The organism is Bosea vaviloviae (genome assembly GCF_001741865.1).
GTDB classification, from domain to species: Bacteria; Pseudomonadota; Alphaproteobacteria; order Rhizobiales; family Beijerinckiaceae; genus Allobosea; species Allobosea vaviloviae.
The window spans coordinates 4,924,235-4,949,373 of sequence record NZ_CP017147.1; the positions used below are offsets into that span (position 1 = coordinate 4,924,235).

Below are 25,139 nucleotides of genomic sequence, written 5' to 3' on the forward strand. Positions count from 1 at the left end.
CAGAAAGGCCGCCATCATGAAGCGTGTTTTGACGGGCCTGATACTCGCCGCAGCGCAGGCATTCCTCGCTTCAGGCAACGCCCAGACCCCTTACCCAAACCGGCCGATCAGCCTGGTGGTGCCCTTCGCGGCCGGCGGCCCGAACGACATCATGAGCCGCATCGTTTCCGAGCATATGTCTCGCACGCTCGGGCAACCCATCATCATCGAGAATGTGGCCGGCGCGGGCGGCACCACGGGGTCGGCCCGCGTCGCCCAGGCCCAACCCGATGGCTACACCCTCGTCAGCGGCCATGTCGGCACCCATGCCGCGGCTCCGGCGCTCTATCCAAACCTCCGTTACGATCCGTTGAAGGATTTCACGCCCGTGAGCCTCGTGGCGGAAACACCCATCGTGATCGCGGCGAAGCGAGACTTCCCGGCGGGATCTCTCCAGGAGTTCATCGATGTCGCAAGGCAACGCGGCCCGGCTCTCACGCAGGGCCATGCGGGCGTCGGCTCGATCAGCCACATCAGCTGCCTCCTGCTCACGTCGATCTTGAATCTGAAGCCGGCCGAGGTTCCCTATCGCGGCTCCGCCCCCGCCATGACCGATCTCATCGCGGGTCAATACGACTTCACCTGCGCCCTGCTCGTCGACGCCCTGCCGTTCATCAGCGGCGACCGGCTGCGCTTCCTCGCCGTCTCCGCTCCCGCGCGCGTGCCGCAGCTCCCGGGCACGCCGACGGCCGCCGAGGCTGGTCTCCCGCAATTCGTCGCCTCCAGCTGGTTCGCCTTCTATCTGCCGCGGGCAGCGCCAACCGCAGTCCGGGATCGACTGGCCGGCGCCGTCGATGCCGCCCTCAACGATCCGGGGGTTCGGGCCAAGCTGGAAGCAGCGGGGCTGATTCTCCCGACCCCAGATCAGCGCGGCCCGGATCCATTGACGAGACGGATGGTCGAGGAAATCGGCAAATGGACCGGTATCGTCAAGAAAGCGAATGTTCAGCTGAATTAGGCTCCTGCGGGAGGCGTCAGACGCGCGTCGCGCGGCCTGAAGATTTCGCGATCGGGATGTCGCAAGCGATGACGTATCGGCATTGCATTCGATTGCGCCATGGGTCTCTCCGAGCAACCGGATCCATGACCGAACCGGTAGCCGATTGTCCCGCTCGATCGATGACGGCGCGATAGCAGCCGCTCGCTCGGGCCATTGCGAAGGCCGGAACGGCGCTTGCCGGCCCCTCCCCACTTTGTGTCGCCGAGATTTCGTCGCACAGCCGGATTGCTGTCAGCTCCGCGCCTTAGTCGCCCATCGGCCAGCCCGGTCATGAGTTGCCTGAAAGCCGACTTTCCCGATGCCGGCGCAGCGCCATTTGCGGACTCTGGCTCACCGCCCGAAAGCGGACCTCCGGGTGGGCGTGGCCGACGGTCACAACCGTCGGCCCTTCCCATTCAGAGCTTCGACCGTAGCGGACACTTCTAGGCAATTTACCAATAGCGGTAATATCCGAAGTCACGGGCGCGCCGCCCATAGGCCCGAGCGTGTGGCGGAGGGCCTCCATAATATCGACCGGACCCATAGCCCCGGTCCCAGTGCCCCGAGCCCTTCCAACCCTTGTGGCCTTTGAACTTGTGGCCATCCTTCTTGATCTGCTCGACATGGTCTGGCGTTTCGATGGTTGTCAGACCGACTACCGGAGCGGCCAGCGACATGGACGGTGTCATGGAGCCCAGGCCCGACATGGCCACCGCAACAAGAGCGAACTTTCGCATGGGTATCTCCTCTGTGACCTGTCGTTGTTCAGGGTTGATCAGGCAGCAGGTGTTGGGACATGAGCCCGAACTCACTCGCTGCACCGAAGGCTGTCTCAGTCGCAGATGCGCATCCGGCGTTCGACTACCTCGCCGTAGCGATTGACCCGACGCTTTATGACGATGCGGCAATCGTCATCGTCGTCGAAGACGGGGCCTCGGAAGCCACGTCGTTCACCGGCAAAGCGGTAGCCACGGGGCTCGTGATAGCGCGGACCATCATAACCCGGCCGGTCGATGCCGAATTGGAATTGGACCTGCGCTTCAGCGGGAGCGCTGAAGGCGGCTGTAGCCGCAACGGCAGCGGCGATAAGGAAAGGCCGTAACATGGCGTTGTCTCCTTCGTTGATCAGGTAGCCGAACGAAAGGAGCCCAGCCCGTCAGGGATGGGCTCCATTTGATCATTCGATGATCTGAACGATCTTGCGAGTCTTGGGCTCGACCAGGACGGTCTGGTTATTGACCACCGTGTAGCGATACTCGGTCTTGCCGTAGCGAGCCGGAACCTCGCGATAGGTGACCGTCTCGGGCAACGTCGCACCGACGACGACCTTCTCGCGGTACGTCACCGAAGGCACCTTCTGTTCCTTCACGTAGGTGCGGAACTCGGTGCGCTGATCCGTCGCGATGCCGCCGACGATCGCGCCAGCAGCGGCACCACCGACGCCGCCGACCACGGCCCCAACAGGACCACCGACGATGGCACCACCGACAGCCCCTGTGGCCGCGCCGCTTGCCGCGCCACCAGCCGCACCTGAGTTCGACTGCGAAAATGCGGTGGCCGGAACGACGGCGAGAGCGGCGATCAGAACGAGATTCTTGATCATGGTCTTCTCCCTTTCGTGGACATATTGCCCCTCAGTCGCATTCTAAACTGCTGACCAGAGATCCAGTTCCATGAATAACCATTCATAATGAGTGGGTTAGCGCGAATCTGATCGAGTTTCTCTCACTCTGGTGGTGCGGCTAGAGCGCACGACGCGCTCCAGCGACTATGTCCAGAGCGTGGGCTGAGTGGCGGAACCTTGGCCTGTCCGCGGCGCCTTCAGGAGACATGCATGAATTTGGGAGGCCGCGGTGATCTCGCATTTGGCAGCGCTGCTTATACCGGGCGCGGTTTTCCTGACCAACCACACAGAGCCCGATGCGAACATTACTTACAGCTGCAAATTCGACGGCGGCCTGCTCGTCATCGACCATCGTGAGGCCGCCAGCCGAGCCACCGTTCAGATCGACGGGTCGACGCGGCAATACATCTTCGACCAACAGAAACTTGTGGCAACCGAGGCCGGGTCTGCCTGCTTACTATTTCCAGGCTGAGTTGAAGCGCTGGAAGCGGCTTAACGACAGCGGCGAAACCGTCGAGACAACGGTTTGCAAGATGAGCCACCCGGTCAGCGCCTCCGGATCGGCCCGTTCGCATCGCGACTAACACCCAAGCCGCGATCAAATGCGCAACATGACTGCCTGTCCGACATAGAAGTCGGGCAAGGCGCGATTCAGCGCCTATCGGTCGCCATGCCAACCCTGCCCTAGTGACGTGGAGCTAGTCACCCTTCAAAAATGCCTCAACGACCGACTCCGCTAGGAGAGCGTCATCGGTGCCCTCGTTGATATGGCGAAGACACAGCTGGGTGAGGCGCTTGTGCGATGCAGCAGCTTCCGCCTCGAAAAACAATCCTCGGGCGCGAAGAGTTGCAACAGCCGATTTTAATGCCTCGTCGACTCGCGCCAGCTCGGACGGCTCGAAAATGCCATCTGTATGAGTGGTCATTGGATACTGTTCCGTTCTCGTCGACTTTTCCAAGCCGCCACACATTCCTGCAGCAGCTCAAGCCGGCACACGGCGACGACTTAACGCGCGCTTCTTGAACACCAGTTGAACACACGGAGGGACTGGCGACATACATACCGGGGTGGGGACAGGACGGCCGATCGAAAACAAAGCTCTCGCTACGTGGCCGAGCGGTTACCTTGATCTTAACGTATTGACGAGCGCTCTCAGCGCTGCCGCCGCCAAATCCCCACCCGTGCGGAGCGCGCCTGGTTTTCCGCAGCCAACAGATTTGCGGGAGCATCGGGCGTGGCGCGAGCGCCGCCTGCGGCGATGATAATTTCCGATAGATCCTCGCCATCGATCTGGCAGCGCTGCACTTCGGCAGCCTGGCCCGTCATGCACTCGATCTCGCGGCGGCGCAGGAAACGAGCAAGTTGCCTTGCCGGCGCACCGCCTTCGCTGGCTACGCCTTCCAACCGCAAGGGTTCGCCCGCGACCAACAGCGTGCCGGTATCTAGCACCTCCGGCACGCCCCGAATGACCGCGCCTGCTCCGCTCACCGGCGCAGGCTGTGGCCGCGCATCCGACGCGCGCCCCTCGTCCGCCGTACCCGGGACGGAGGCAATGCTGGGCGCGGTCCGGGTCGTCTGGGCCGTCGCGCCCGGTGCCTTGCCCTTTGCCAAGACCGGAACCGCCTGGGTCAGAAAATCGCGGAAAATCTCTGCCGGCAAGCCGCCGCCTGTGACCTTATCCATCGGGCTATTGTCGTCATTGCCGAGCCAGACGCCGACAGTCAGTTCGGGCGTAAATCCGATGAACCAGGCGTCGCGGTAATCCTGCGTCGTCCCGGTCTTACCGCCGACAGGGGCATGCTGGAGCCGAGCGCTTTTGCCCGTACCCTCGCGCACAACCGCCTCAAGCAGGTCGAGCATCATGGCGCGGCTCTCGCCGAGGCCGCCTGCCGGGCCGGGGGCGGGAGCGACATGGGTGAACAACGCCTTCTGGCCTTCGCTCTGGATCGCACGGATCGCGTGGGGCTCGATCGCCTCGTTGCCGGTCGCCAGCACGGCATAGGCGCGGGTCATCTCCAGCAAGGTCACCTCGGCGGACCCCAGAGCCAGGCTCGGCACGGTCGGGAGTTCCGACTTGACGCCGAGCCGCTTGGCCATTGCGATCACGGCCGGAATGCCGGCTTCGTTGCCGAGTTGCGCTGCCACTGAGTTGCTCGACTGCGCGAAGGCGGTGCGCAGCGGCATCCGGCCTCTGAAGCGTCCGCTCGCGTTCTGCGGCTCCCAGTCGCCGATCTGCGTCGGCTCGTCGAGCACGCTGGTCTGCGGCGTATAACCTTTCTGCAAGGCGGCAAGATAGACGAACAGCTTGAACGCCGAGCCGGCCTGGCGCTTGGCCTGAGTCGCCCGGTTGAACTGGCTCGCCTCATAGTCGCGACCGCCGACCATGGCCTTGATCGCTCCATCGGGCGCCAGTGCAACGAGCGCGACCTGCGAGACCTTCCTGGCCGCGCCCTCGCTGTCAAAGCGGCGGGCGATCACACCCTCGGCGACCCGCTGCAACTCCAGATCGAGCGTCGTGCGCAGCGTCAGGTCGCCCGCGGCCACTCCAATCAGGCGGCGCGTGTCGGCTTCGACCACGTCGACGAAGTAATTCGTTCCGGGCGGCGTTTCTGGCGGAATGCGCAGGCTCACCGGCGCGGCGCGGGCATCGGCGGCCTGCTGCGCCGAGATCGCCCCGCTCGCCAGCATCGCTCGCAGGACGGTGTCGGCCCGCTCCTTGGCTCCGCCGAGGTTACGCGTCGGCGCAAGCTGCGAAGGCGCGCGCACGAGCCCGGCCAGCATCGCCGATTCGGCAAGGGATAGGTCCTTCGTCGGCTTGTCGAAATAGCGCCTCGCCGCCGCATCGACACCATAGGCGCCGGCGCCGAAATAGGCGGTGTTCAGATAGCGCAACAGAATGTCCTGCTTGCCGATTTGCCGCTCCAGCCAGATCGCTAGCACAGCCTCCTGGATTTTGCGGCGGAGGTTCTGGTCGGGCGACAGGAACATCAGACGCGCCAGCTGCTGCGTGATGGTGCTGCCGCCTTCGCGCGTGCCGCCGCCTTGCCAATTGCGCCAGGCGGCGCGGACGATGCCGCGCGGATCGATGCCGGCATGCTCGTAGAATCGGCGATCCTCAATCGCAACGACGGCCGCTTTGAGATGCTCGGGCAGATCCGCGGAGGAGAGCTTTCCGCCCTTGAAGACGCCTCGCGTGGCGAAGTTCCGGCCGTCCTGGGCCTCGATCACCAGGGCGCTCGGTGTTGGCGCGATCACGAGGCCGCCGTTTAGCGGCAGGGTTACAACGCTGTAGGCGATCAGCACAACTATGGGCGTGATCAAGAGCGCGGCCGCGATCGCGACATGGCGTGCGCGAATGCGCCTGAGGGCGCGCAGGAGAACGCTCCCCGTCAGCACGGCGCCCTCGGCGACCCGTCGCCGCAAGGGCGGGAGGCGCGCGCCCAGCCGCGCCCGCCAAGGCTGCGTGCGCTGAGCGACGTCGGCGCCGATTCGTGAGCAGGCTGACGCGGCTGCCGAAATTTTCGAGGGAGTGGATGCGAGAAATCGACCGAGCATCCGCCAAACCGATTCGGCGGGTCGGGTTTTGCTATGCTCAGCTGGCTTCTCGGCACCGCCGAGGACGATCACATCGCGCTGTGGAGCGGCTTCGCTAATTATCCCGCCTCGAAGCTCGTCCCCGGTCACATCGGTCCCACCCATTTTTCTGCCAGGATTAACGTCAGGCGCCTCGACAGGTTCCCGGACGAGGAAGGCATCCTGACACAGCCCTGCTCCTCAGGGCGGATTTCCGTTCTTGCCTCGATGACCTGGGCTACCGCTAAGCGGACGTTGAAAGCGTCAGCAATGGGCCAGGAGCCGACGTTCCCGAGCCGTTGCCGCACTCTCCGCCAATAAGACCTGCGAGGCATCCGCGATCTCACGCTGCATCTGAACAGCAAGAACTTCGCGATCTGCGGGCCTAATGGAACCGGTAAGAGCGGTATCGTGGATGCGCTCGAGTTCGTACTATCTGGGACGATCTCACGGCTGACCGGACGCGGTCGAGGTGAGCTGTCGATCAAGCTGCATGGCCCGCACATCGACTGCGTTCTGCCGGAGGAAGCATTCGCAGAGGCCGTGCTGCATATACCGCCGCTAGGCAAGACCTTGACCATACGGCGGACAGTCAAGGCGCCTACGACGCCCGAGATCACCCCCGACACCGCGGAAATGCGCAAGATCCTAGCATATCTCGAGGGCCACCCCGAGTTCGCGCTCTCGCGGCGCGAGATCACCAGCTATGTGCTCGCCGAGCCGGGGGCGAGATCCAAGGAGGTCCAGGAACTCCTTAAGCTCGACCGGATCAACGCTTTGCGGCTTCGCTTCCAGAAGATCGCGCGCGACGCCATGGCTGCCGGGAAGACCGCCGGCCAAGCTCGAAAGGCGGCAGATGACGCCTTCAGCCGGGCGCTTAGCCTATCGACCACTACGCCGACCGTGATCCTCTCGGCCGTCAATTCGCAACGCGCGGCATTGGGTCTCGGGCAGCTTCAAGAGATCTGCGCAGATACTGCGGTCAACGCAGGTGTCGGGATAGTGGGCGGTCAACCGACCATGCCAGTGAACAAGGCGGTTGCCGAGAATGATCTACGCGCCCTACGAGACGCAATGGACGCCAGGGCCAGCCACGAATTCAGCGCGGCGCGCAACGAGGCGCTCACCAAGCTGCGGCGTCTGGAGGCCGACGCCTCTTTGCTCAACGCGGTCATACGCGACGACTTCCTGAAGGTCGCCCTCGATTTGTTCGACGGGGAGCACTGCCCGGCCTGCGATATCCCCCATACGCCTGAAGCGTTGGTCGATCATTGCCGAAAAGCGTGCAAAGCTCGTTGAGGTGAAGGCACTGCGCGTCGATGCAGAAGCCAATCTGTCGCCAATCGTGGCCAAGCTCGAGGCTGAGCGCGAGGTATTGAGAACTGTCTGGCCGCACGCTAAAGCTATGCTCCCACCCGACTCGCTGCCCGTGCTTACGGCATGGGGAACGGCGCTCGGCAAGGCCATCGGCGAACTGCAAGCATTCCTGCCACTTGAGCAGTCTATCGAGACCCTGGGTGCCCTACCCGATGAGTCGGTCATCCATGGCTTGCTCGACAGTCTGGCCCTCCGGATCGCCGAACTCCCAGAACCGTCGGCACAGCACGCCGCTGCAGCCGTGCTGAGCGTCGCCCAAGCGCGCCTTGACGCCCTGCGCGCTGCAAACGCCACGCTTACTCACGCTTCTGAACAGGCGCGGACGGCGTCGCGAGTGTCCGAGATCTACAGCGCGGAGACCGAGGCGGCCCTGGTGGGCATCTATCGGAAGGTACAGACCCGGTTCTCTGAGCTTTACCGGCAACTTAATGCGGAAGACGAAGGCGTCTTCGAAGCCGAGATGAAGCAGGACAAGGCGAGCCTGGATTTTAAGGTCGACTTCTACAAACGGGGCAAATTCCCTCCAGGTGCTTTTCACCGCGAAGGCCACCAAGACAGCATGGGCTTGTGCCTCTACCTCGCCTTGATGGACCATCTCCAGGGCAACAAATTTACCTTCGCCGTTCTCGACGACGTCTTGATGTCAGTGGACACCGGTCATCGGCGGGAAGTCACGCGCATGCTGAAGGCCCAGTTCCCCGGCACCCAGTTCGTACTGACTACCCACGACCCCGTCTGGTTGAAGTTCATGCAGACGGCCGGTCTCGTTCCGTCAAAAAACATTGTGCGCTTCCGCAAATGGTCCGTCGAAACGGGTCCGTCCATCTGGGTGGACAACGATGTATGGAACGAGATCGAGGCGGCCATCGACAACGACAACATGCGCGAGGCGGCCGCGCAGCTGCGGAACTACCTGGAGTACGTCACTGCCGAGGCCTGCCAGGCCTTTCGGGCGAAGGTGCTCTTCAGCGCCGACGGGCGTTATGACCTCGGCGATCTGCTGGAGCCCGCGCTCAACCGCAAGCGTGAACTCTATGGCGACGCTCTGAAGGCCGCCGAGACGTGGGGCGGCGCGGTAGAGGTCCTTGCAATCAAGGCCAGAAAGCAGAACCTCGAGGATGCGATCCGCGCCGCAACCATCGAGCACTGGCAGATAAATCCCACTGTCCACTTCAACGCGTGGGCGAACCTTGGCCGCAAGGACTTCGCCGCCGTCGTCGCGGCTTATAAGGAGGTAGTGACGCAATTCCACTGCCCAACCTGCAGTGGGCTTCTTGAGCTCACCCCGCCGCGCGGTTCAAAGAAACATCTCCTTTGCGCCTGCGGGGCCTCCTCCTTGAGCTTCGCCGCCAAGGCGAAAGTTCCCGCCTAGTTTCGCGTTGGGTGCCACCTTCCGAACTGTGCCAACATCCGCTTTCAGGCGTTCTGGGCCGTTCCAAATCGAGGTTGTCATTTGAGGGAACACCGCTCCCCAGGCGTCCTTATACCAAGCGGGCCACCAGGTCAGGACAATCATCCTGCCGGGCCCCAGATTCCAGTTGCAAACATGCGTCCGGGAGCGTGATACCAGCTGACAATTCGGGGCCGTCCCTCCTCAAGGGGATTCTTTCGGGTATGCTCGATCGACAAAAATCCTGACGGGATGGAGCCCGAACGTCATTTTCAGCTTTCGCTTCGTTCACTGCGCGGACCTGCATATCGATGCGCCGCTCAAGTCTTTGGCGCTGCGAAACCCCGAGCTCGCGGACCTGGTCGGCAACGCCACGCGAAAAGCGTTTGTCGCAATCGTCGATCTCTGCCTGGACGAGAAGGTCGACGCCCTCCTGATTTCGGGCGACCTCTACGACGGCGACCAGACCTCCATGAAGACCGCCGGCTTCATCGCCGCGCAACTGCGCCGGCTGCATGAAGCGGGCATCCGCACCTTCGGCATCCGCGGCAACCATGATGCCGAGTCCAAGATCACCAAGGAGCTCGTCTTTCCCGACAGCGTGACCTTCTTCAAAGGTTCCGCCGGGGCCATTCGCCTGCCGAGCCAGACAGGCCGCCGGGACGTCGTCATTCACGGGATCAGCTTTCCGCGACCGCACGCCCCCGAGAGCCTCTTGCCGAAGTTCAAGCCTCCGGTCGACGGCGCGGTGAATATCGGGCTTCTGCACACCAGCCTCGCCGGCGCCGAAGGCCATGACGGCTATGCGCCCTGCAGCGTCACCGACCTCGCCGCGGCCGGCTTCGATTATTGGGCGCTCGGCCACATCCACAAGCGCCAGGTTCACCTCGACAAGCCAGCCATCGTCATGCCCGGCATCCCGCAGGGCCGTGACATCAACGAGAGCGGCGCGAAATCGGTCAGCCTCGTCACAGTCAACGACGACGGCACCATCCAGATCGAAGAGCACCGTACCAGTACGGCTCAGTTTGAGCGCGTCATGGTGGACCTGTCCGGCGTTGAGGACTGGTCAGACGCCATGCGAGCCATCGGTCGCAAACTGGCGGCCGAGTGCGAAGTCGCGGCATCTGATCATCTGATCGCCCGTATCATGCTCACCGGCGCAACGCCCCTGACCTGGCGCTTGCGCCGAGACACCGAGATGCTGCTCGCCGAAGCCGAGCAGCAAGCCGCGATCATCGGCAAGACCTGGATCGAAAAGGTCAGCTCTGAATGCTCCGAACCTCAGGGAGCAGCGGTCGACAGCGCCAGCGCCGTCGCGGAGCTGTCGCGGCTCATCTCCAGCGACGTCCTGACATCAGATGCGTACCGGCTTCAGGCCAGCGAGATCATCACGGAGCTTCGGGGCGCACTGCCTCGCGAGCTTCACAAGATTTTTGGAGAGGATGAGGCCAGCTTCGAGAGGGCCGTCGCGCAATTGACCAGCGATGGCGCGCTCGACGTCATCGCCCATCTGCATGAAGCCGATGGGGAGCCGCGCGCCTGATGCGGATCCGGCGCCTTGATCTCACCCGTTTCGGTCGCTTCACCGACCATCCGCTCGACTTCGGCAGCCCCGAGGACGGCAAGCCCGATTTTCACCTGATCGTCGGCACCAACGAGGCTGGTAAATCGACGCTCACGGCGGCGATCGTCGACCTGTTCTTCGGCATTGGCCAGCGCTCGCCCTACGACTTCCTGCACGGCTACGACACCATGCAGCTCGGTGCGGCTCTCGACCTTCCCAGCGGCACGCGAGAATTCGTGCGCGTCAAACGGGGGGCTCGGCTTAGGGATGCGAGCGGCCAGGCGATCGATGAAGGCGTGCTGACCGCCGGCCTATCCGGCATCACCCGCGAAGCCTATCGGATGATGTTCTGTCTCGATGAGGAGACGCTGCGCCTCGGCGGTGAAAGCATCCTCGCCAGCCAGGGTGAGCTCGGCCAATTGCTCTTCTCCGCCAGCGCAGGCCTGGCTGGCTTCGGCGCGACCCTCACCAAATTGCAGGAGACCGCCGATGCCTTTCACAAGGCACGCGCCCGATCGAGCGAACTCTCGACCTTCAAGACCAGGCTCGATGCGCTGAAAGCCAGAAAGGACGAGATCAACGTCCTTGCCACCACCTATGCCCAACTTGTCCAGGATAGGGACGGCGCCGCGGCACAATACGAAACATCGCTGGCCGAGCGCGGCAAGTCGAAGCTCCGTCTGGACGAGATCAACCGCTACCTCTCCGCCTTGCCTGACCTGGCAGCCGCAAGGGCTCTTCGCCAGGACCTTGCGACCTTGGCCGACGTGCCACAGCCGCCTGCCGCCTGGACTGGACGCTTGCCGGAGCTTATCGCGGCCGATAGCCGCCTCAAGGCCGCATCCGAGATCGCCTCAGCCAGCGTCGAGCGGATTCGCCGGGAGCGGGATGGCATTCAGCTCGTGCAGTCCGTCATCGAGGCAGGCCCCGCAATCGACGCCCTGCATACCGGCGAGGCGCGCTATGTCGCTGCACTCGACATCCCAAAGCGGCAATCCGAACTCGCCGTCATCACCGGCAACCTGAAGACGCTCGCAGAACGGCTCGATCGACGGGATGCAGACCCATCGCAACTGGTCCTGCCGGCCTCGCTCGTTGGAAAGCTCCGCGGCTTGATCGATCGACGATCGGGAATCCACGAAAGGCGGCAGTCCGCCAGGAGAGAACATATCCGTGCCAGCGAGGCGGATGCCGCGGCAAGACAGGTCCTTGAAGGGTTCGGCCCGGCCAAGCCCGATGAGTCGTCGGTGGCGCGGCTGCAGCTCGTTCTCGATCAGGCTCGGGCGAGCGACCATGTCGCCCGCGAGACATCGGCGCGCCGCATCGTCGTCCAGCTCAGAGAGAAGCTTGCAGACCAAGTCTCGCAGCTTAGCCCGTGGTCTGGCGAAATCGATCAGCTCAACGCGGTCAGAGTGCCGACGGCAGATCAGATCGAAGACTGGCGCGGCCGGGCTGAAACGATCCGCCAGTCCCTGGTCACGCACGCATCCGAGATTGAAAGCCTGACCAGCACCACAATCGAGCTCTCTGCGAAAAGCGACTCGATCAAAGCCGCAACCGGGCTGGTCGATCATGCCGCCGCCCTCGCTACCCGGGCCAGGCGCGATGACGCCTGGCTCAGCCATCGCCGAGCCATGGACCATGCCACGGCCGAAGCCTTCGAGAGCGCGTTGCGGCAGGATGACGGGATCACGGATACGCAACTTCGCCAGACAAGCCAGGCTGCCGAGCTGCGGCAGGCCGTGCAGGGGCTGGCGACAGCCTCCGCCAGGCTGAAACGGGTCGAGGATCTCCACAGCCGGGCGCTCGACCTGAAGCTGGCTCTGGAACGCGAAACGGCAGGCGCTCTCACCGCGATCGGGCTGCCGGCGGACATGCGTTTGAGCGAACTCGATCGTTGGCTGTCGCGTCGCCTATCGGTTCTCGACATCAATGCCGGCCTCAAATCGGTATCGATCGATCTTCAGGCCGCTCAAGATGATGCCGCCGCCCAGATCGAGCGGCTGACATCCGCCTTGAAGATTGCTGGAATCGCGTCGCCCGAGGTCGCCTTCGACAGCCTTCTCCTCAGCCTGCAGGCCATCGTCGATCAGCAGAAGAAGCAGCGTTCCGATCTCGCCAACGCAGCAAAGGCGGTCGAAACCCATTCGACCGAAGTCGCCGCACGCAAGCGAGATCTCGCCGAGGCACAAGCCATCGATGACGAATGGCAACGGGATTGGAGCACTGCCGTCGGGTCTTGCTGGCTAGGTCAAGTGCCCTCCCCGCCCGGACCTGACGAGATCAATCAGATCCTGTCCCTGCTTGCTGAGATTCCGCCTCTGGAGGCCGAACGCGAAAGCCTCAGCCACCGCATCGCGGCAATGAAGCAAGACCAGGAGCAGTTCGCCCAGGCCGTGCAGTCGATCGCCGGCACGCTTAGACTCGCAGCCACCGATGATCCCCTCAAACTCGCCGCAGGCCTACGCCAGCAACTTGAGCTCGCGCGCCTGAACGACCAAAAGCGCCGCAGCAAACAAGCCGATTTCGACCAGGCCGAGATCGTGCATCGTGAGGCCATGGAAGGGATCGCGTTGCATCAGGCCGAAGCATCGACCCTCACCGCTTTCTTCGGCGTCGGTTCGCTGCTCGAGGTCAGCGCCATGATCGACCAGGCCAATCGTCGCTCCGACCTTGAGCGCCAGCTAAAGCTCCTGGGCGAGCGCGTGACTGCAGCGTGTCGATCCGAAACGCTGGACGCCGCTGAAGCGATCCTGGCCAACCTCGATCAATCGCAGCTTGAAACCGAGGCGGCGACGCTCACGGCGCGGATCGACGGACAGGATCGCGAAGCTCACGAACTCCATGCTCGGCACATGCAGGCAGATCGCGCGCTCGCGGCGATCGGTGGCGACGATGCGGTCGCGCGGCTCGACGAAGAGCGCCGGACATTGCTTGTCGAGCTCGAAGAGAAGGCCATCACCTTTGCGCGCCGGAAATTGGGCATCGCTGCCGCCCACCAGGCACTTCAGATCTATCGGGAGACGCACCGGACCTCGATGCTGCAATGCGCCTCGGAGGCTTTCCAGACGATCACCAAGGGCGCCTATTCCGGCCTTAAGACCCAGCCCAGCGGCGACAAGGAAATCCTTTTGGGCGTCATGGCCACGGGCGGCTCGAAACTCGCCACGGACATGTCGACCGGCACGCGGGCTCAGCTCTACCTCGCGCTGCGCATCGCCGGTTATCACGAGTTCGCCAAGACCCGTCCCTCGCTGCCGTTCATAGCAGATGACATCCTCGAGACCTTCGACGATTTCCGATCCGAGGAGGCCTGCCGTCTCCTCACCGAGATGGCCAAGACCGGTCAGGTTGTCGTGGCTACGCATCACCGCCACCTGATCGACATTGCCCGCGGGATCTGCCCCGCCATCACCGTGCACGAATTGCCCGTGTGAGGTCCGCTGCAGGGTTTTGAAGGCAAGCATCGCGAATTCCGGAGGGCGCAAGCAAACCTCCAACCTGCAAGAATCGCCGATTCTTCGGGGCAAAATTCGGCCGTTCTGCCGTCCGCCTTGTAGTAGCCTCCAGGGGCGCGAACGCAATTATGGGCGCCAACGCAATCTCGGGAGAAGGCTGTGCAGAATACCGATAAGATTTGGACGATCGTCGATTCAAAGCAGGCGGACTATATCGAGCTGAGCGACCGCGTCTTTGAGATGCCCGAGCTCAACTATCGCGAGGTCAAGTCGGCTGCAGCCCATGCCGAGCAGCTTCGGCGCGAGGGATTTCGCGTGGAGACGGGCATCGCCGGATTGCCGACCGCCGTCATGGGCGAAGCGGGAGAAGACGGGCCGGTGATCGCCATCCTCGGTGAGTATGACGCGCTGCCGGAGCTTTCGCAGGCGCCCGGCGTGTCCGAGCATCAACCGCTTCCCAACCAGCCGGCCGGCCATGGCTGCGGCCACAACCTGCTCGGCGCCGGCGCCATGCTGGCGGCCGCGGCGGTCAAGGATTTCCTCGCGGAGCGTGGGCTCAAGGGCCGCGTCCGATATTATGGCTGCCCTGCCGAAGAAGGCGGGGCAGGCAAAGCGTTCATGGTCAAGGCCGGTGCCTTCAAGGACGTCGACATCGCGATTTCGTGGCATCCGGCCGATTTTGCGGCGGTGACGGCAGCCATATCCCTGGCCAACACGACGCTCGATTTCGAGTTCTCCGGCCGTGCCTCGCATGCCGCCGCTGCGCCGCATCTCGGCCGTTCGGCGCTCGACGCCGCCGAGCTGATGAATGTCGGCGTCAACTACATGCGCGAGCATATGCCCTCGGACGCCCGCATTCACTATGCCTATCTCGATGCCGGCGGCATCGCGCCGAACGTCGTGCAGGCCAAGGCCAGGCTGCGATACGTCGTGCGCGCGACGATGGTCTCCCAGGTCCATGAGCTTATCGCCCGCGTCCGGAAAATCGCCGAAGGCGCGGCGCTGATGACCGAGACCACAGTCAGCAGCGAAGTCGTCAGCGCGATGAGCAGCCTGCTGGCGAACACGCCCCTGGAAAATGCGATGCAGCGCAATTTCGATCGGCTCGGCCCGCCGCCTTTCGATGCGGACGACGTCGCCTTCGCCAGGCGCATGCAGAAGACCGTGACGCCCGCGCATATCGAAAGCGCATTTCGCCGCTCGGGCTTGCCGGTGACGGATTTCCCGCTGTGCAACGCGATCGCACCCAAGGAGGTGCCGGGACCGCGGATGATGGGCTCGACCGATGTCGGCGATGTCTCCTGGGCCGTTCCCACGGTCCAGGCGCGCGGCGCGACCTATACGATCGGCACGCCCGGGCATTCCTGGCAGTTGACGGCCCATGGCCAATCGCCGCTGGCGCATAAGGGCATGGTCCACGTCGCCAAGGTCATGGCGGGCGTAGCCGTGGACGCGCTCGTCGAACCTGGGTTGCTGGAAAAGGCCAAGGCCGATTTCGCGGAGCGTCTTGTCCGGGCCCCCTATAAGGCGCTCCTGCCGGACGACGCCAAGCCGCCTTTCCACATGTTCTGACGTGGGAAAGCCGGTTCTGGCGCATGCAAAGCTATGGCCCGGTCGACGATCGGTCGGGCCATGCCGACGCGCTTACGTCAGCTCGCCAACCGCCGAGCCTCCCAGACCCAGGGTCGGCTGCGCTGCGCCGGCATTCTGAAAATCCGCCAGGATCAGAGTCAGAGCCTCCGCGAGCCTCAAGCCTCCGACATCGGGCTGCATGCAGGTTTCTGCGAGGAGGCGCCATGCCCGGGCGTCGCAGCCATCGCCCAAGGTGTGGAATTTGGCGATGAGCTCCGCATCGGAAAGCGGCTCCGAGGCGTCGCCTCGCGCGCTGGTCACCTCCGAGATCAGGACATCGCCGCTGACGAGGGTGATTTTGACACGCGCAAGCCGGCGGGCTGGAAAGGCACGCGACAGGTCCTCCCGCTCCGACAGCGCGATTTTCCCGATCATCGCGGCGATTGCGGGGTCGGCGAGGCCCGCGGGGCCGATCTCGGCGGCTCCCAGCCGGCCATGCACGAGAAAGGCGGCGAGCGGAAAGCCGAGTGCATATTGCGCGGCTTCGGTCGTCGTCGGCACCGCCGTCCCCAGCTTCACCGCTGCCAGAAACGTCTCGACCTCGACCCCGGCGATGCTTTGCGGCGCGATGCCATGGCGCGCGACCAGCGATGCTGCGGCCTCGACCGCAGGCTGCGCCCAGCGGCACACCGGGTAAGGCTTGACGTACTGCTCGAGGATGCGCCAGCGCAAACCGAGATCGCTCCAGAGATCGACCTGATCGGGCGCCTCCAGCGTGATCGCCGGTGCGCCGGTGAAGCCGTCCTGCGCCAGATAGGCCGCCGAGACGCCCGCGAAGGCGCCCCAGCCGGAACCGTCCTTCAGCATGGTCGGATGGTCGATGCAGCGCATCATCTGGCTGCGCGGGCCGTGATACTCGGCGATGCCTAGCGCGTGCCGCGTCGTCCCGCGATCGAGCTTCAGCAGGCGCGCGGCGACGCTAACGCAACCGAGCGCGTTCCAGGCGCCGGAGGTATGATAGTCGGCGACGCTGCTGTGAAGGGCGATGCCGGCGCGGATGGCGATCTCATAACCGACGACCAGGGCGGTCAGAAGCTCGCCGCCATCCAGCCCATCGGCCGCGATGAGCCCTTCGGCGTCGGCGACGGCCAGCAGCGCCGGCAGGATCGCGACACCGGCATGGCCTTTGGTCAAAGGATGCCCGTCATGGGCGTCGAAGGAATCGATCGTCGAGGCGCCGGCGAAAGCCGCGCCGGCCGCGCTGGCACGACGGCCATCGAAGATCAGGCGCGCACCGCCCAACCTTGCATCACCTTGGCTCGCACCCATCTGGCGAATGGCGAAGCCGTGGACGATGCGTGACAATTCGGTCTGCCGCCCGGCCACGGCGACACCGACGAGGTCGAGCAGGCAACGACGCGCCTGATGCGCCACCTCGCCCGGCAGGTCGGCGAAGCGCAGGTCGTGGATGAAGGCGAGCGGCGACATCGGTCAGGCTTTCGCGCAGGAGAGGTGCGTTCCCAGCAGGTGCTCTTGCAGCAGGCGATGGATCAGAACAGGGTCGCTGTCGCGGATCGTCGGCAGGTTCTGGCGCGCAGCGACGCCAGCGGCGAAATCGACCTCCGCGACGATCAGTCCGGGCCCGTCGCCGGCCTGAGCGAGCGCGATGCCGCGGGCATCGAGAATGCGCGAGCCACCCCAGAAATCGAAGCCGCCACGCTGGCCGCAGTGATTGGCGAAGATCGTGGGCAGGCCATAGGTCATGGCGGTGTGGGCGAGGTTGATCTCCCAGCCGCGTGGATTGTCGAAGCCGCCGGCGACCGCACCGCGCGACGATGCGACCGGCACGAGCAGCAGGTTCGCGCCTGCGAGCGCCGCCAGCCAGGGCAGCGCCGGGTTCCAGCTATCGGCGCAGATCAGCGTCGCGGCCCGCCAGCCTTGGCCGAGATCGGCAGGCAGCAGCACCTCGCCCGCATCGTAAACTTGGTCCTCCCGCAGGGAGCCATATCCGGGAAGGTTGAGCTTGCGGTGGACCGCGGCGATGCCGCCGCCCGCAAGCAGCGCCTGCGCGTTGAAGACGCGGCCCTGCGCGTCGCCCTCGATGAAACCGACGGAGACCGCCATGGGCGCAGCGGCCCTGGCCAGGAGAGACAGGGGCGCCGCGTCGCGCCCGAGCGCCAGCGCGGCGCAGTCCGGCTGGGCGAGATAGTCGGTCAGCGACAATTCCGGAAAGACGAGAAGGTCGACGCCGCGACGCCGCGCCTGTTCGATCATGGCGAGATGGCTCGCCAGATTGACGTCGATATCGGCCGGCTGGCAGGCGATCTGCGCGGCGGCGACTGTCAGGCGGGTCATGGCGATAGGGGCTGGCGGCAAGGGGTTGTTACAAGCGATGGCGGCAAAGGCGCGAAGACCCTTGCCGCCGGGCGCTCAGGTCAGCGACTGCGCCTTGAGGAAGCCGGCCGCGACCTCCTCGACGCTCTTCTTGTCGACATCGACCGCCGCGTTGAGCTTGGCCATCGTCGCATCGTCGAGCCTGGCCGAGAGCGCGTTCAGCGCTTCGCCGAGCTTCGGGTTCTTGTCGAGGGTTTCCTTGCGGATGACCGGCGTCATCGCATAGGTCGGGAAATAGCCCTTGTCGTCGGTCAGGATGACGAAATCGAAGGCCGGGACGCGGCCATCGGTGGCGAAGACCAGCCCGACATCGACCTGAGAATCGCGCAGCGCCTGGTAGACCAGGCCGGTATCCATCCGCACCGTGGCCTCGCGGCCGAACTCGAAGCCATAGGCGGTCTGCAGCGGGCCGAGCCCGTCGGGCCGCGCATAGAATTCGGCGTTGCAGCCGAACTTGGTCGGCTGCCCGCCCTTCACCTTCGCGGCGAGATCGGAGAGCGACTTGATGCCCCGGCCGTCGGCGTCCTTCTTGCGCATGGCAAGCGCATAGGTGTTGTTGGCCTTGGACGGGTTGAGCCAGACCAGGCCCTTGGCCGCGTCGAGCTCCTTGACCTTGGCGTAGGTGGCGGCGGCATCCATCTTGTCGGTGACCTTGTTGAAGGTGATCAGCGAGGTGCCGGTATATTCCCAGTAGACGTCGATCTGGCCGGCTTCCTGGGCCTGGCGCAGCGGCGCGGTGCCCAGGCCGGCGCGCTTGTCGACGGTGAAGCCCTTGGCCTTGAGCAGCTGCGTCGTCATCTCCGACATGATCTGCTGCTCGGTGAAGTTCTTGCCGCCGACGACGATAGTCTGGGGCTGGGCGGAGAGCGGCGTGGCGGCCAGTGCGAATGCCGCGCCGGCGAGGCCGAGGAAGGTGCGTTTCAACATGGTCGAGATCCCCTTTTTTGGTTGAGGTGCGAAATCGGAGTCGTTGCGCTCAGCGCAACGGGTTGACGCCCTTTGGAACCAGCCAGAACTGAATCTGGCCGACCAGGAAATCCACAGTGACGGCGAGCAGCGCAGTCGGGATCGCGCCCGCCAGCAGCATGCTCGGCTCCATCAGGTCGATGCCGGTGAAGATGAGTTCGCCGAGGCCGCCGCCGCCGATCAGGAAGGCGAGCGGGACCGTGCCGATATTGATCGCGAGCGCCGTGCGGATGCCCGCCAGGATGACGAAGACGGCGTTGGGGAGTTCGACCCGGCGCAGGATCTGGGCCGGTGTCATGCCCATGCCGCGCGCCGCCTCGATCAGCGGCTGGGGGACCGAGCGCAGCCCGGCGATGGTGTTGAGCACGATCGGCAGCAGCGTCAGCACGAAGAGTGCGAAGATGACGGGCGGGGCGCCGATGCCGAGGAACGACATCGACAGCGCCAGCAAAGCCAGCGTCGGGATGGTGGTGCCGAGATTGACGATCTGCGTGACCGCGTCGGCGAAGCCCTCGAAGCGGGGCCGCGTCAGCACGATGCCGAGCGGGATTCCGACCACGATGGCGATGGCTCCCGAGATCGCGGCCAGCGCCAGATGCTGACGGATCAGGTAGATCACGTCGCTGCGATGCTTCAGGATCGAAGGCAGGAGCCCGGTCGATTGCAGCCAGGCCCCGAGCGCAAACACGCCTGCGATGAGCAGCAGGCGTGATGCGGTCTGGAGCCCGGTCGCGGCCATCTCAGCGGTCCCTGTAGGTCGCGCCGAGCACCTGGGTGATGCTCTTCTGGGTGATGTAGCCCTTGTAGAAGCCGTCATCGTCGACGCAGGCGAGCCAGGTGACGCCATGGGTGAACATCTGCGAGACGGCGGAGCGCAGGTCGTCCTTGACGTTGACGACGCCCGGCAGCGGCTCCTGATGCTCGCCGACGACGCCCTTGAGATCACGCGCGGCATCGTGCCGGATGACGCCGCGCGCCCGGCCGCGCGGGCCGACCATCACGATCGAGACATGGCCGTGCTGGTCCATCAGCCTGACGGCGGTCTCCAGCGTATCGTCAGCCTTCACGCGGGGAGGATCAGTCATCATCGCATCCGTCACCCTGATCAGCCGCAGGCGCTTCAGGGTGCGGTCCGAGCCGACGAATTCCGAGACGAAGGCGTCGATCGGATGGGCCAGGATATTGTCGGGCGTGTCGTACTGGATCAGCTTGCCGTCGCGAAAGATCGCGATCCGGGTCGCCATCTTCACCGCCTCGTCGATGTCGTGACTGACGAAGACGATGGTCTTTTTCAGCTCCGCCTGGAGCTTCATGAACTCGTCCTGGATGACCTCGCGGTTGATCGGGTCGATCGCGCCGAAGGGCTCGTCCATCAGCAGCACCGGCGGGTCGGCGGCGAGCGCCCGGACCACGCCGACGCGCTGCTGCTGGCCGCCGGAGAGCTGCTTGGGATAGCGCTTGAGGAAGACGCTGGGATCGAGATTGACCATGTCGAGCAGCTGCGAGGCGCGCTTGCGGGATTTGTCGCGCGGCCAGCCGAGCAGGTCCGGCACCACGCAGATGTTGTCCTCGACCGTCATGTTGGGAAACAGGCCGATCTGCTGGATGACGTAGCCGATCGAGCGCCTGAGCGTGACCTCGTCGACGCCGGTGGTGTCGCGGCCGTCGACGAAGATCCGGCCCGAAGTCAGCGGGATCAGCCGGTTGATCATCTTCATCGTCGTGGTCTTGCCGCAGCCCGAAGGCCCCAGCAGCACACAGACCGCGCCGGCCGGCACCTCCATGTCGATGCGGTCGACCGCGACCATCGTGCCGAAATGCTTGGAGACCTGCTCGAGCCGGATCATCGCAGCCTCAATCCCGGTGACGTCATCAGGCGCTGGGCGCCGAGCAGGGCGTAGTCGGCGATGATCGCGAGCAGGCTGACGAAGAGCGCACCGGTCAGGAGCTGGCGGATGTCGGTCTGCGAGATGCCGCGCGAGATGAAGGTACCCAGCCCCCCGGCGCCGATATAGGTCGCGATCGCGGCGATCGCGATGTTGAGCACCACGGCGCTGCGCACGCCGTTGACGATGACCGGCAGGGCCAGCGGCAGCTCGACCCGGCGCAAGCGCTCCAGCGTGGTCATGCCCATGCCGCGTGCCGCCTCGCGCAACGCCGGGTCGACATTCATGATGGCGGTGTAGGTGTTGCGGATGATCGGCAGCTGCGCGTAGAGGATCAGCGCGATCACCGCCGGCAGATAGCCGATGCCCTGCCCGATCAGCGACAACACCGGGATCAGGATGCCAAACAGCGCGATCGAGGGGATCGTGATGATGACCGAGGCGACATAGAGCACGCGGTCGGCCCATGTCCGGCTCTGCGTGATCAGGATGCCGAGCGGGACGCCGGTCAGGATCGCGACGCCGACGGAGACGCTGACGAGCGAGATGTGCTCGAGCATGCGCTGCCCGATCACCGGCAGATTCGCGCTGATGAAGGCGATCGTCTCCACGCTGTTCCCCTTCGACGGTTATCCGCCTTGTCAGGGAAGTGTCGATCAGAACCGTTCCAGCCTTGGGCCGGGGATACGACATCAAACGTCGTGGATTCGACGCGAGATCAATCCTGCCCGATCAGAAGCCGGAACGGCCGAACCACCGCGTCGTCCTGGAGAGCGCTGCGCTCTACGGTGGATCCCGGCGCTGCGCTTCGCTTGGCGCGGATAACGTCGCGTCCTTGGGAGCGGTCAGCTGCGACGCCGTTTCCGCCTCGCTTGCGACCCTTCCGCGCAACTGCGACGGCCGCACACCCTGCAGCCGCTTGAACCAATGCGCGAAATGCGAGGTCGAGGTGAAGCCGGCCGCGATCGCGACCTCGAGGATCGGCCTGTCCGAGTAGAGCAGCAATTCGCGCGCGCGATCGATGCGCAAGGAGAGATAGTAGCGCGCTGGCGACATCTCGAGATAGCGCAGGAACAGGCGCTCGATCTGGCGCGCGCTCATGCCGGCCTTCTCGGCGATCTCGGCAATCGAGAGAGTGTCCTCGACATGGCGCTGCATCAGGCGGATCGCGGCGCGCACCGGCGGCGGCAGGCTGGCGAGACGCTCCTGCCGGCCGCCGCTCTGGTTGTCGCGCTCGTCGCGGATGCGGTCATGATGAAACTGGTTGGCGACGCGGCGTGCGAAATCGGCACCGTGGCGCTCGATGATCAGGTGCAGCATCATGTCCATCGCGGCCGTCCCGCCGGAACAGGTCAATCGCTCGCGGTCGATCTCGTAGAGCTTGTCCGTGCAGATGAGATCGGGAAACTCCTCCTGGAAGGCCGGCCGGTTTTCCCAGTGGATCGTCGAGCGATAACCATCGAGCAGGCCGGCCCGCGCCAGCAGATAGGTTCCCGTCGACAGCGAGCCGACGGCGATGCCGCTGCGTGCGGCCTTGCGCAGGACGGAGAGATAGCGCCGCTCATCGACCGACTGGATGCGCAGGCCGCCGCAGACGAACAGGTAATCCGAACCGGAGAGCGCCGTCTCGACCGCTTCCGTCGGCAGGGGAATGCCATTCGAGGCCGCCAGGACCTCGCCGTCGAGGCTCGCCAGCCGCCAGCGCCAGGCCTCGCGGTCGATCAGCCGGTTGAGCGAGCGCATCGGTTCGATCGCCGATGCGACGCTCATCATCGAGAAGCCCTCGACGAGAAGCAGGGTGACGATGCGCGTGCCTGCGGCCGTGTCCCTCGCCATGTCACCCTCCACCAGCCCCGCTGGCATCATCCCCGCCAAGGCAGCGCCAGAAAAGCGACTTTCCGACATTGTTACAATGAATACGACAAACAGCGTCGCAAAGCTTGTCCGCGACGTCGCAATGCCCCGGCCGCGGCGGTCCGATCTCGCTGATGATCATCAGGAATCCCAGAGCTTCGAGGGCCCGGCAGCCATGATCGACCGCGACCGCATCAGCCGCCTCTTGGCCGAACGCCGCGAGGGCTTCAGCCTGCCGCAGGCCTTCTATGTCGACCCGGCGCTGCACGAGGCCGATCTGAAGGCCGTGTTCGAGACCGAGTGGCTGTTCGCCTGCAACTCCTGCGAGATCAAACGGCCGGGCGACTATCTGACGCTCGCCGTCGGCGACAACCCGATCGTCGTGCTGCGCGACCGCGACGGCGGCGTCCGCGCCTTCCACAATTCCTGCCGGCATCGCGGCTCGCGCATCTGCGGCAAGGAAAAGGGTCGCGCGACGCGGCTGGTCTGCCCCTACCACCAATGGGTCTATGAGCTCGACGGCTCGCTGCTGAATGCGCGCCAGATGCCTGATGATTTCGACCGCGGCGAATACGGGCTGCACCCCGTCCATGTCGAGGTGATCTGCGGCATGGTCTATATCTGCCTGGCGCAGAGCCCGCCCGATCTCGCCCGCTTCCGCGCCGGCGTGACGCCCTACATCGCCCCGCATATGCCCGACCGCACCAAGGTTGCCTTCGAGATGACGATCATCGAGGAGGCCAACTGGAAGCTCGTCATCGAGAACAATCGCGAATGCTATCACTGCGCCGGCAACCATCCTGAGCTGCTGGTGACGCTGGTCGAGTTCGCGCTGCCCGATGATCCGCGCGGGCCGGCCCAGTTCAAGCAGCTGATGGACGCCAAGACCGCAAAATGGGACGCGCTGGGGCTGCCGCACAAGCCCGCCGATGGCGGCGAGGAGTTCCGTTGCATCCGCCTGCCCTTCCATGAGGGCGCGGTCTCCTTCACCGGGGATGGCGGACCGGCTTGCAGGAAGCTGCTGGGCGACTTCACCGAGCCCGATCTCGGTTCGGTGCGGATGTTCCGGGCACCCAACAACTGGAACCACTTCCTGTCCGACCACATCCTGCATTTCCGCGTGCTGCCGCTCGGCCAGGATCGGACGGCGGTTCGCACCACCTGGCTGGTGCATGAGGATGCGGTCGAGGGCGTCGATTACGAGATCGAGCGCCTCACCGAGGTCTGGATCGCGACCAACGCACAGGACGCCGAGCTCGCGGAGGTCAATCATCGCGGCATCCGTTCGATGGCCTATCGGCCCGGACCCTATGCGCCATCCGAGTTCATGCTGACCCATTTCGCCAATTGGTATGCCGGCAAGATGGAGGCCTTCGTCGGTGCACCCTCGCCCGTCAGGATCGCGGCGGAATGAGCGAGGCGGATTTCCTGGGGCTGACCGTGGTCGAAATCCGGCCCGAAACGCGCGACATCAAGACCTTCCTGTTCCGGCCCGATCAAGCCATGCGGACCCATGAGGCGGGACAGTCGATGACGCTTCGACTCAGCGTCGATGGCGAGACCCTGTTTCGGACCTTCTCGCTGGCCTCGGCTCCAGGCAGCGACATGCTGGCGATGACGATCAAGGCGCATGCGCAGGGCCGCGCGACGCGCTGGCTGCATGATCGGCTCTCACTCGGCGACATGATCGCGGCGCGCGCGCCGCGCGGGCGCTTCACCATTGCCTCCCGGCAAACCGAGAGGATCGCGCTGGTCTCGGCCGGCTCGGGGGCCAGCCCCCTGATGGCGATGCTGCGTCATCTGGCCGAGGTCGCAGCCGGCACGGATATCGCTTGGCTGCACGCGGCGCGGACGCCCGCCGACATCCTGTTCGCAGGCGAGCTCGCCGCGCTCCAGCGCGCCATGCCCAATCTCACGGTCGCGATGCTGGTCAGTCGGCCGGAGCCGGGCTGGTTCGGGTTCTCCGGCCGGCTCAACCGGCGGCTGGTCTCGGTCGCAGTGCCGGATTTCGGCCGGCGCGAGGTGTTCTGCTGCGGCCCGGCCGGCTTCATGGACGAGGCCAGGCTGATCCACGCCGCCGAGGGTGGCCTGCCCAGACATTTCCAGATCGAGCATTTCGGTGCCGTCGCGCCCGCCGCGCCCGCGCCGGTTCCCGATAACGCGCCGGAAACGGGCTATGCCGTCCAGATGGGCGAGAAGCGCTTCCGCGCCCGCGCCGACGAGACGCTGCTGGAGGCCGCCACCCGCCAGACCATCGTCATCCCCTGCGGCTGCGCCTCGGGCTTATGCGGCACCTGCCGCGTCAGCCTGGTCGATGGCAAGGTCGTCATGCAGCATGAGGGCGGCATCTCGGCGGAGGAGGAAGCGCAGGGCTTCATCCTCGCCTGCTCGTCGCGGCCACGCTCGGATGTGACGATCGCGCTGTAGGATAGCTCGCAATTGCCGCATACGTCATTGCG

Annotated in this window: 20 protein-coding genes; 10 read left to right on the top strand and 10 right to left on the bottom strand. The window is 64.9% G+C overall.

The window, feature by feature from the left end:
* The first annotated feature begins 16 nt into the window (after window positions 1–16).
* Window positions 17–997 carry a Bug family tripartite tricarboxylate transporter substrate binding protein gene (locus BHK69_RS22560; RefSeq protein ID WP_069692050.1) on the top strand — a complete coding sequence of 327 codons (981 nt, stop codon included), beginning with the start codon at window positions 17–19 and terminating at the stop codon, window positions 995–997.
* Between the two features lie 817 nt (window positions 998–1,814).
* Window positions 1,815–2,120, top strand: coding sequence for a hypothetical protein (locus BHK69_RS22570; RefSeq protein WP_069692052.1), 306 nt, complete (start codon window positions 1,815–1,817; stop codon window positions 2,118–2,120).
* A gap of 75 nt (window positions 2,121–2,195) precedes the next feature.
* Here the strand turns inward: BHK69_RS22570 and BHK69_RS22575 are convergent, their stop codons facing one another.
* On the bottom strand, window positions 2,196–2,621 hold the full coding sequence (locus tag BHK69_RS22575; protein WP_069692053.1) for a DUF1236 domain-containing protein: 426 nt from the start codon (window positions 2,619–2,621) through the stop codon (window positions 2,196–2,198).
* A 250-nt stretch (window positions 2,622–2,871) separates the two neighbouring features.
* Between BHK69_RS22575 and BHK69_RS22580 the strand changes: the two genes are divergently transcribed.
* Window positions 2,872–3,114 (top strand): hypothetical protein, encoded by a 243-nt coding sequence (locus BHK69_RS22580; protein ID WP_069692054.1) that lies wholly within the window; start codon window positions 2,872–2,874, stop codon window positions 3,112–3,114.
* A gap of 226 nt (window positions 3,115–3,340) precedes the next feature.
* Here the strand turns inward: BHK69_RS22580 and BHK69_RS22585 are convergent, their stop codons facing one another.
* Window positions 3,341–3,568: a hypothetical protein gene (locus BHK69_RS22585; protein ID WP_069692055.1), complete on the bottom strand. Its 228-nt coding sequence runs from the start codon at window positions 3,566–3,568 to the stop codon at window positions 3,341–3,343.
* Window positions 3,569–3,795: 227 nt separating this feature from the next.
* A complete protein-coding gene (locus BHK69_RS22590; protein ID WP_244548287.1) occupies window positions 3,796–6,342 on the bottom strand; it encodes a PBP1A family penicillin-binding protein in 2,547 nt (848 codons plus the stop codon).
* Between the two features lie 285 nt (window positions 6,343–6,627).
* Between BHK69_RS22590 and BHK69_RS31650 the strand changes: the two genes are divergently transcribed.
* The 5 genes from BHK69_RS31650 to BHK69_RS22615 all read left to right on the top strand — a co-directional run bounded on the left by BHK69_RS31650 (window position 6,628) and on the right by BHK69_RS22615 (window position 15,580).
* On the top strand, window positions 6,628–7,515 hold the full coding sequence (locus tag BHK69_RS31650; protein ID WP_342029735.1) for a hypothetical protein: 888 nt from the start codon (window positions 6,628–6,630) through the stop codon (window positions 7,513–7,515).
* Window position 7,516: 1 nt separating this feature from the next.
* On the top strand, window positions 7,517–8,965 hold the full coding sequence (locus BHK69_RS31655) for an ATP-binding protein (protein ID WP_083269625.1): 1,449 nt from the start codon (window positions 7,517–7,519) through the stop codon (window positions 8,963–8,965).
* A gap of 346 nt (window positions 8,966–9,311) precedes the next feature.
* The gene (locus tag BHK69_RS22605) at window positions 9,312–10,529 is read left to right on the top strand and encodes a metallophosphoesterase family protein (protein ID WP_244548288.1); all 1,218 of its coding nucleotides are present in this window, start codon (window positions 9,312–9,314) and stop codon (window positions 10,527–10,529) included.
* A complete protein-coding gene (locus BHK69_RS22610; protein ID WP_069692059.1) occupies window positions 10,529–13,987 on the top strand; it encodes an AAA family ATPase in 3,459 nt (1,152 codons plus the stop codon). Before BHK69_RS22605 ends, BHK69_RS22610 begins: the two co-directional genes overlap by 1 nt.
* Before the next feature lie 180 nt (window positions 13,988–14,167).
* Window positions 14,168–15,580, top strand: coding sequence for a M20 family metallopeptidase (locus tag BHK69_RS22615; protein ID WP_069692060.1), 1,413 nt, complete (start codon window positions 14,168–14,170; stop codon window positions 15,578–15,580).
* A gap of 72 nt (window positions 15,581–15,652) precedes the next feature.
* On the opposite strand, the gene BHK69_RS22620 is transcribed toward BHK69_RS22615, so the two are convergent.
* The 7 genes from BHK69_RS22620 to BHK69_RS22650 all read right to left on the bottom strand — a co-directional run bounded on the left by BHK69_RS22620 (window position 15,653) and on the right by BHK69_RS22650 (window position 22,662).
* On the bottom strand, window positions 15,653–17,068 hold the full coding sequence (locus BHK69_RS22620; RefSeq protein WP_069692061.1) for an MmgE/PrpD family protein: 1,416 nt from the start codon (window positions 17,066–17,068) through the stop codon (window positions 15,653–15,655).
* Between the two features lie 3 nt (window positions 17,069–17,071).
* Window positions 17,072–17,935 carry a nitrilase-related carbon-nitrogen hydrolase gene (locus BHK69_RS22625; RefSeq protein ID WP_069692062.1) on the bottom strand — a complete coding sequence of 288 codons (864 nt, stop codon included), beginning with the start codon at window positions 17,933–17,935 and terminating at the stop codon, window positions 17,072–17,074.
* 75 nt (window positions 17,936–18,010) lie between these two features.
* Window positions 18,011–18,901: a glycine betaine ABC transporter substrate-binding protein gene (locus tag BHK69_RS22630; protein ID WP_069692063.1), complete on the bottom strand. Its 891-nt coding sequence runs from the start codon at window positions 18,899–18,901 to the stop codon at window positions 18,011–18,013.
* Between the two features lie 49 nt (window positions 18,902–18,950).
* Window positions 18,951–19,679 (bottom strand): ABC transporter permease, encoded by a 729-nt coding sequence (locus tag BHK69_RS22635; protein WP_069692064.1) that lies wholly within the window; start codon window positions 19,677–19,679, stop codon window positions 18,951–18,953.
* Window position 19,680: 1 nt separating this feature from the next.
* Complete coding sequence (locus BHK69_RS22640) at window positions 19,681–20,787, bottom strand: ABC transporter ATP-binding protein (RefSeq protein ID WP_069692065.1); 1,107 nt, start codon at window positions 20,785–20,787, stop codon at window positions 19,681–19,683.
* On the bottom strand, window positions 20,784–21,437 hold the full coding sequence (locus tag BHK69_RS22645; RefSeq protein WP_069692066.1) for an ABC transporter permease: 654 nt from the start codon (window positions 21,435–21,437) through the stop codon (window positions 20,784–20,786). The genes BHK69_RS22640 and BHK69_RS22645 overlap by 4 nt, the downstream gene beginning before the upstream one ends.
* Window positions 21,438–21,609: 172 nt before the next feature.
* Window positions 21,610–22,662, bottom strand: a complete 1,053-nt coding sequence (locus tag BHK69_RS22650) for a GlxA family transcriptional regulator (protein WP_083269889.1) — start codon at window positions 22,660–22,662, stop codon at window positions 21,610–21,612.
* Between the two features lie 193 nt (window positions 22,663–22,855).
* Here BHK69_RS22650 and BHK69_RS22655 point away from each other — a divergent pair, with 193 nt between their 5' ends.
* The gene (locus BHK69_RS22655; RefSeq protein ID WP_069693896.1) at window positions 22,856–24,094 is read left to right on the top strand and encodes an aromatic ring-hydroxylating oxygenase subunit alpha; all 1,239 of its coding nucleotides are present in this window, start codon (window positions 22,856–22,858) and stop codon (window positions 24,092–24,094) included.
* Window positions 24,091–25,107 (top strand): flavin reductase family protein, encoded by a 1,017-nt coding sequence (locus BHK69_RS22660; RefSeq protein WP_069692068.1) that lies wholly within the window; start codon window positions 24,091–24,093, stop codon window positions 25,105–25,107. The genes BHK69_RS22655 and BHK69_RS22660 overlap by 4 nt, the downstream gene beginning before the upstream one ends.
* Window positions 25,108–25,139 lie beyond the last annotated feature (32 nt).

Coding starts and splice junctions, on each gene's coding strand:
- BHK69_RS22620 (WP_069692061.1), bottom strand. CDS start 17,068: ATGTCGCCGCTCGCCTTCATCCACGACCTGCGCTTCGCCGACCTGCCG.
- BHK69_RS22630 (WP_069692063.1), bottom strand. CDS start 18,901: ATGTTGAAACGCACCTTCCTCGGCCTCGCCGGCGCGGCATTCGCACTG.
- BHK69_RS22660 (WP_069692068.1), top strand. CDS start 24,091: ATGAGCGAGGCGGATTTCCTGGGGCTGACCGTGGTCGAAATCCGGCCC.
- BHK69_RS22570 (WP_069692052.1), top strand. CDS start 1,815: ATGAGCCCGAACTCACTCGCTGCACCGAAGGCTGTCTCAGTCGCAGAT.
- BHK69_RS22560 (WP_069692050.1), top strand. CDS start 17: ATGAAGCGTGTTTTGACGGGCCTGATACTCGCCGCAGCGCAGGCATTC.
- BHK69_RS22625 (WP_069692062.1), bottom strand. CDS start 17,935: ATGACCCGCCTGACAGTCGCCGCCGCGCAGATCGCCTGCCAGCCGGCC.
- BHK69_RS22575 (WP_069692053.1), bottom strand. CDS start 2,621: ATGATCAAGAATCTCGTTCTGATCGCCGCTCTCGCCGTCGTTCCGGCC.
- BHK69_RS22610 (WP_069692059.1), top strand. CDS start 10,529: ATGCGGATCCGGCGCCTTGATCTCACCCGTTTCGGTCGCTTCACCGAC.
- BHK69_RS22650 (WP_083269889.1), bottom strand. CDS start 22,662: ATGGCGAGGGACACGGCCGCAGGCACGCGCATCGTCACCCTGCTTCTC.
- BHK69_RS22590 (WP_244548287.1), bottom strand. CDS start 6,342: ATGGGTGGGACCGATGTGACCGGGGACGAGCTTCGAGGCGGGATAATT.
- BHK69_RS22655 (WP_069693896.1), top strand. CDS start 22,856: ATGATCGACCGCGACCGCATCAGCCGCCTCTTGGCCGAACGCCGCGAG.
- BHK69_RS22635 (WP_069692064.1), bottom strand. CDS start 19,679: ATGGCCGCGACCGGGCTCCAGACCGCATCACGCCTGCTGCTCATCGCA.
- BHK69_RS22585 (WP_069692055.1), bottom strand. CDS start 3,568: ATGACCACTCATACAGATGGCATTTTCGAGCCGTCCGAGCTGGCGCGA.
- BHK69_RS22640 (WP_069692065.1), bottom strand. CDS start 20,787: ATGATCCGGCTCGAGCAGGTCTCCAAGCATTTCGGCACGATGGTCGCG.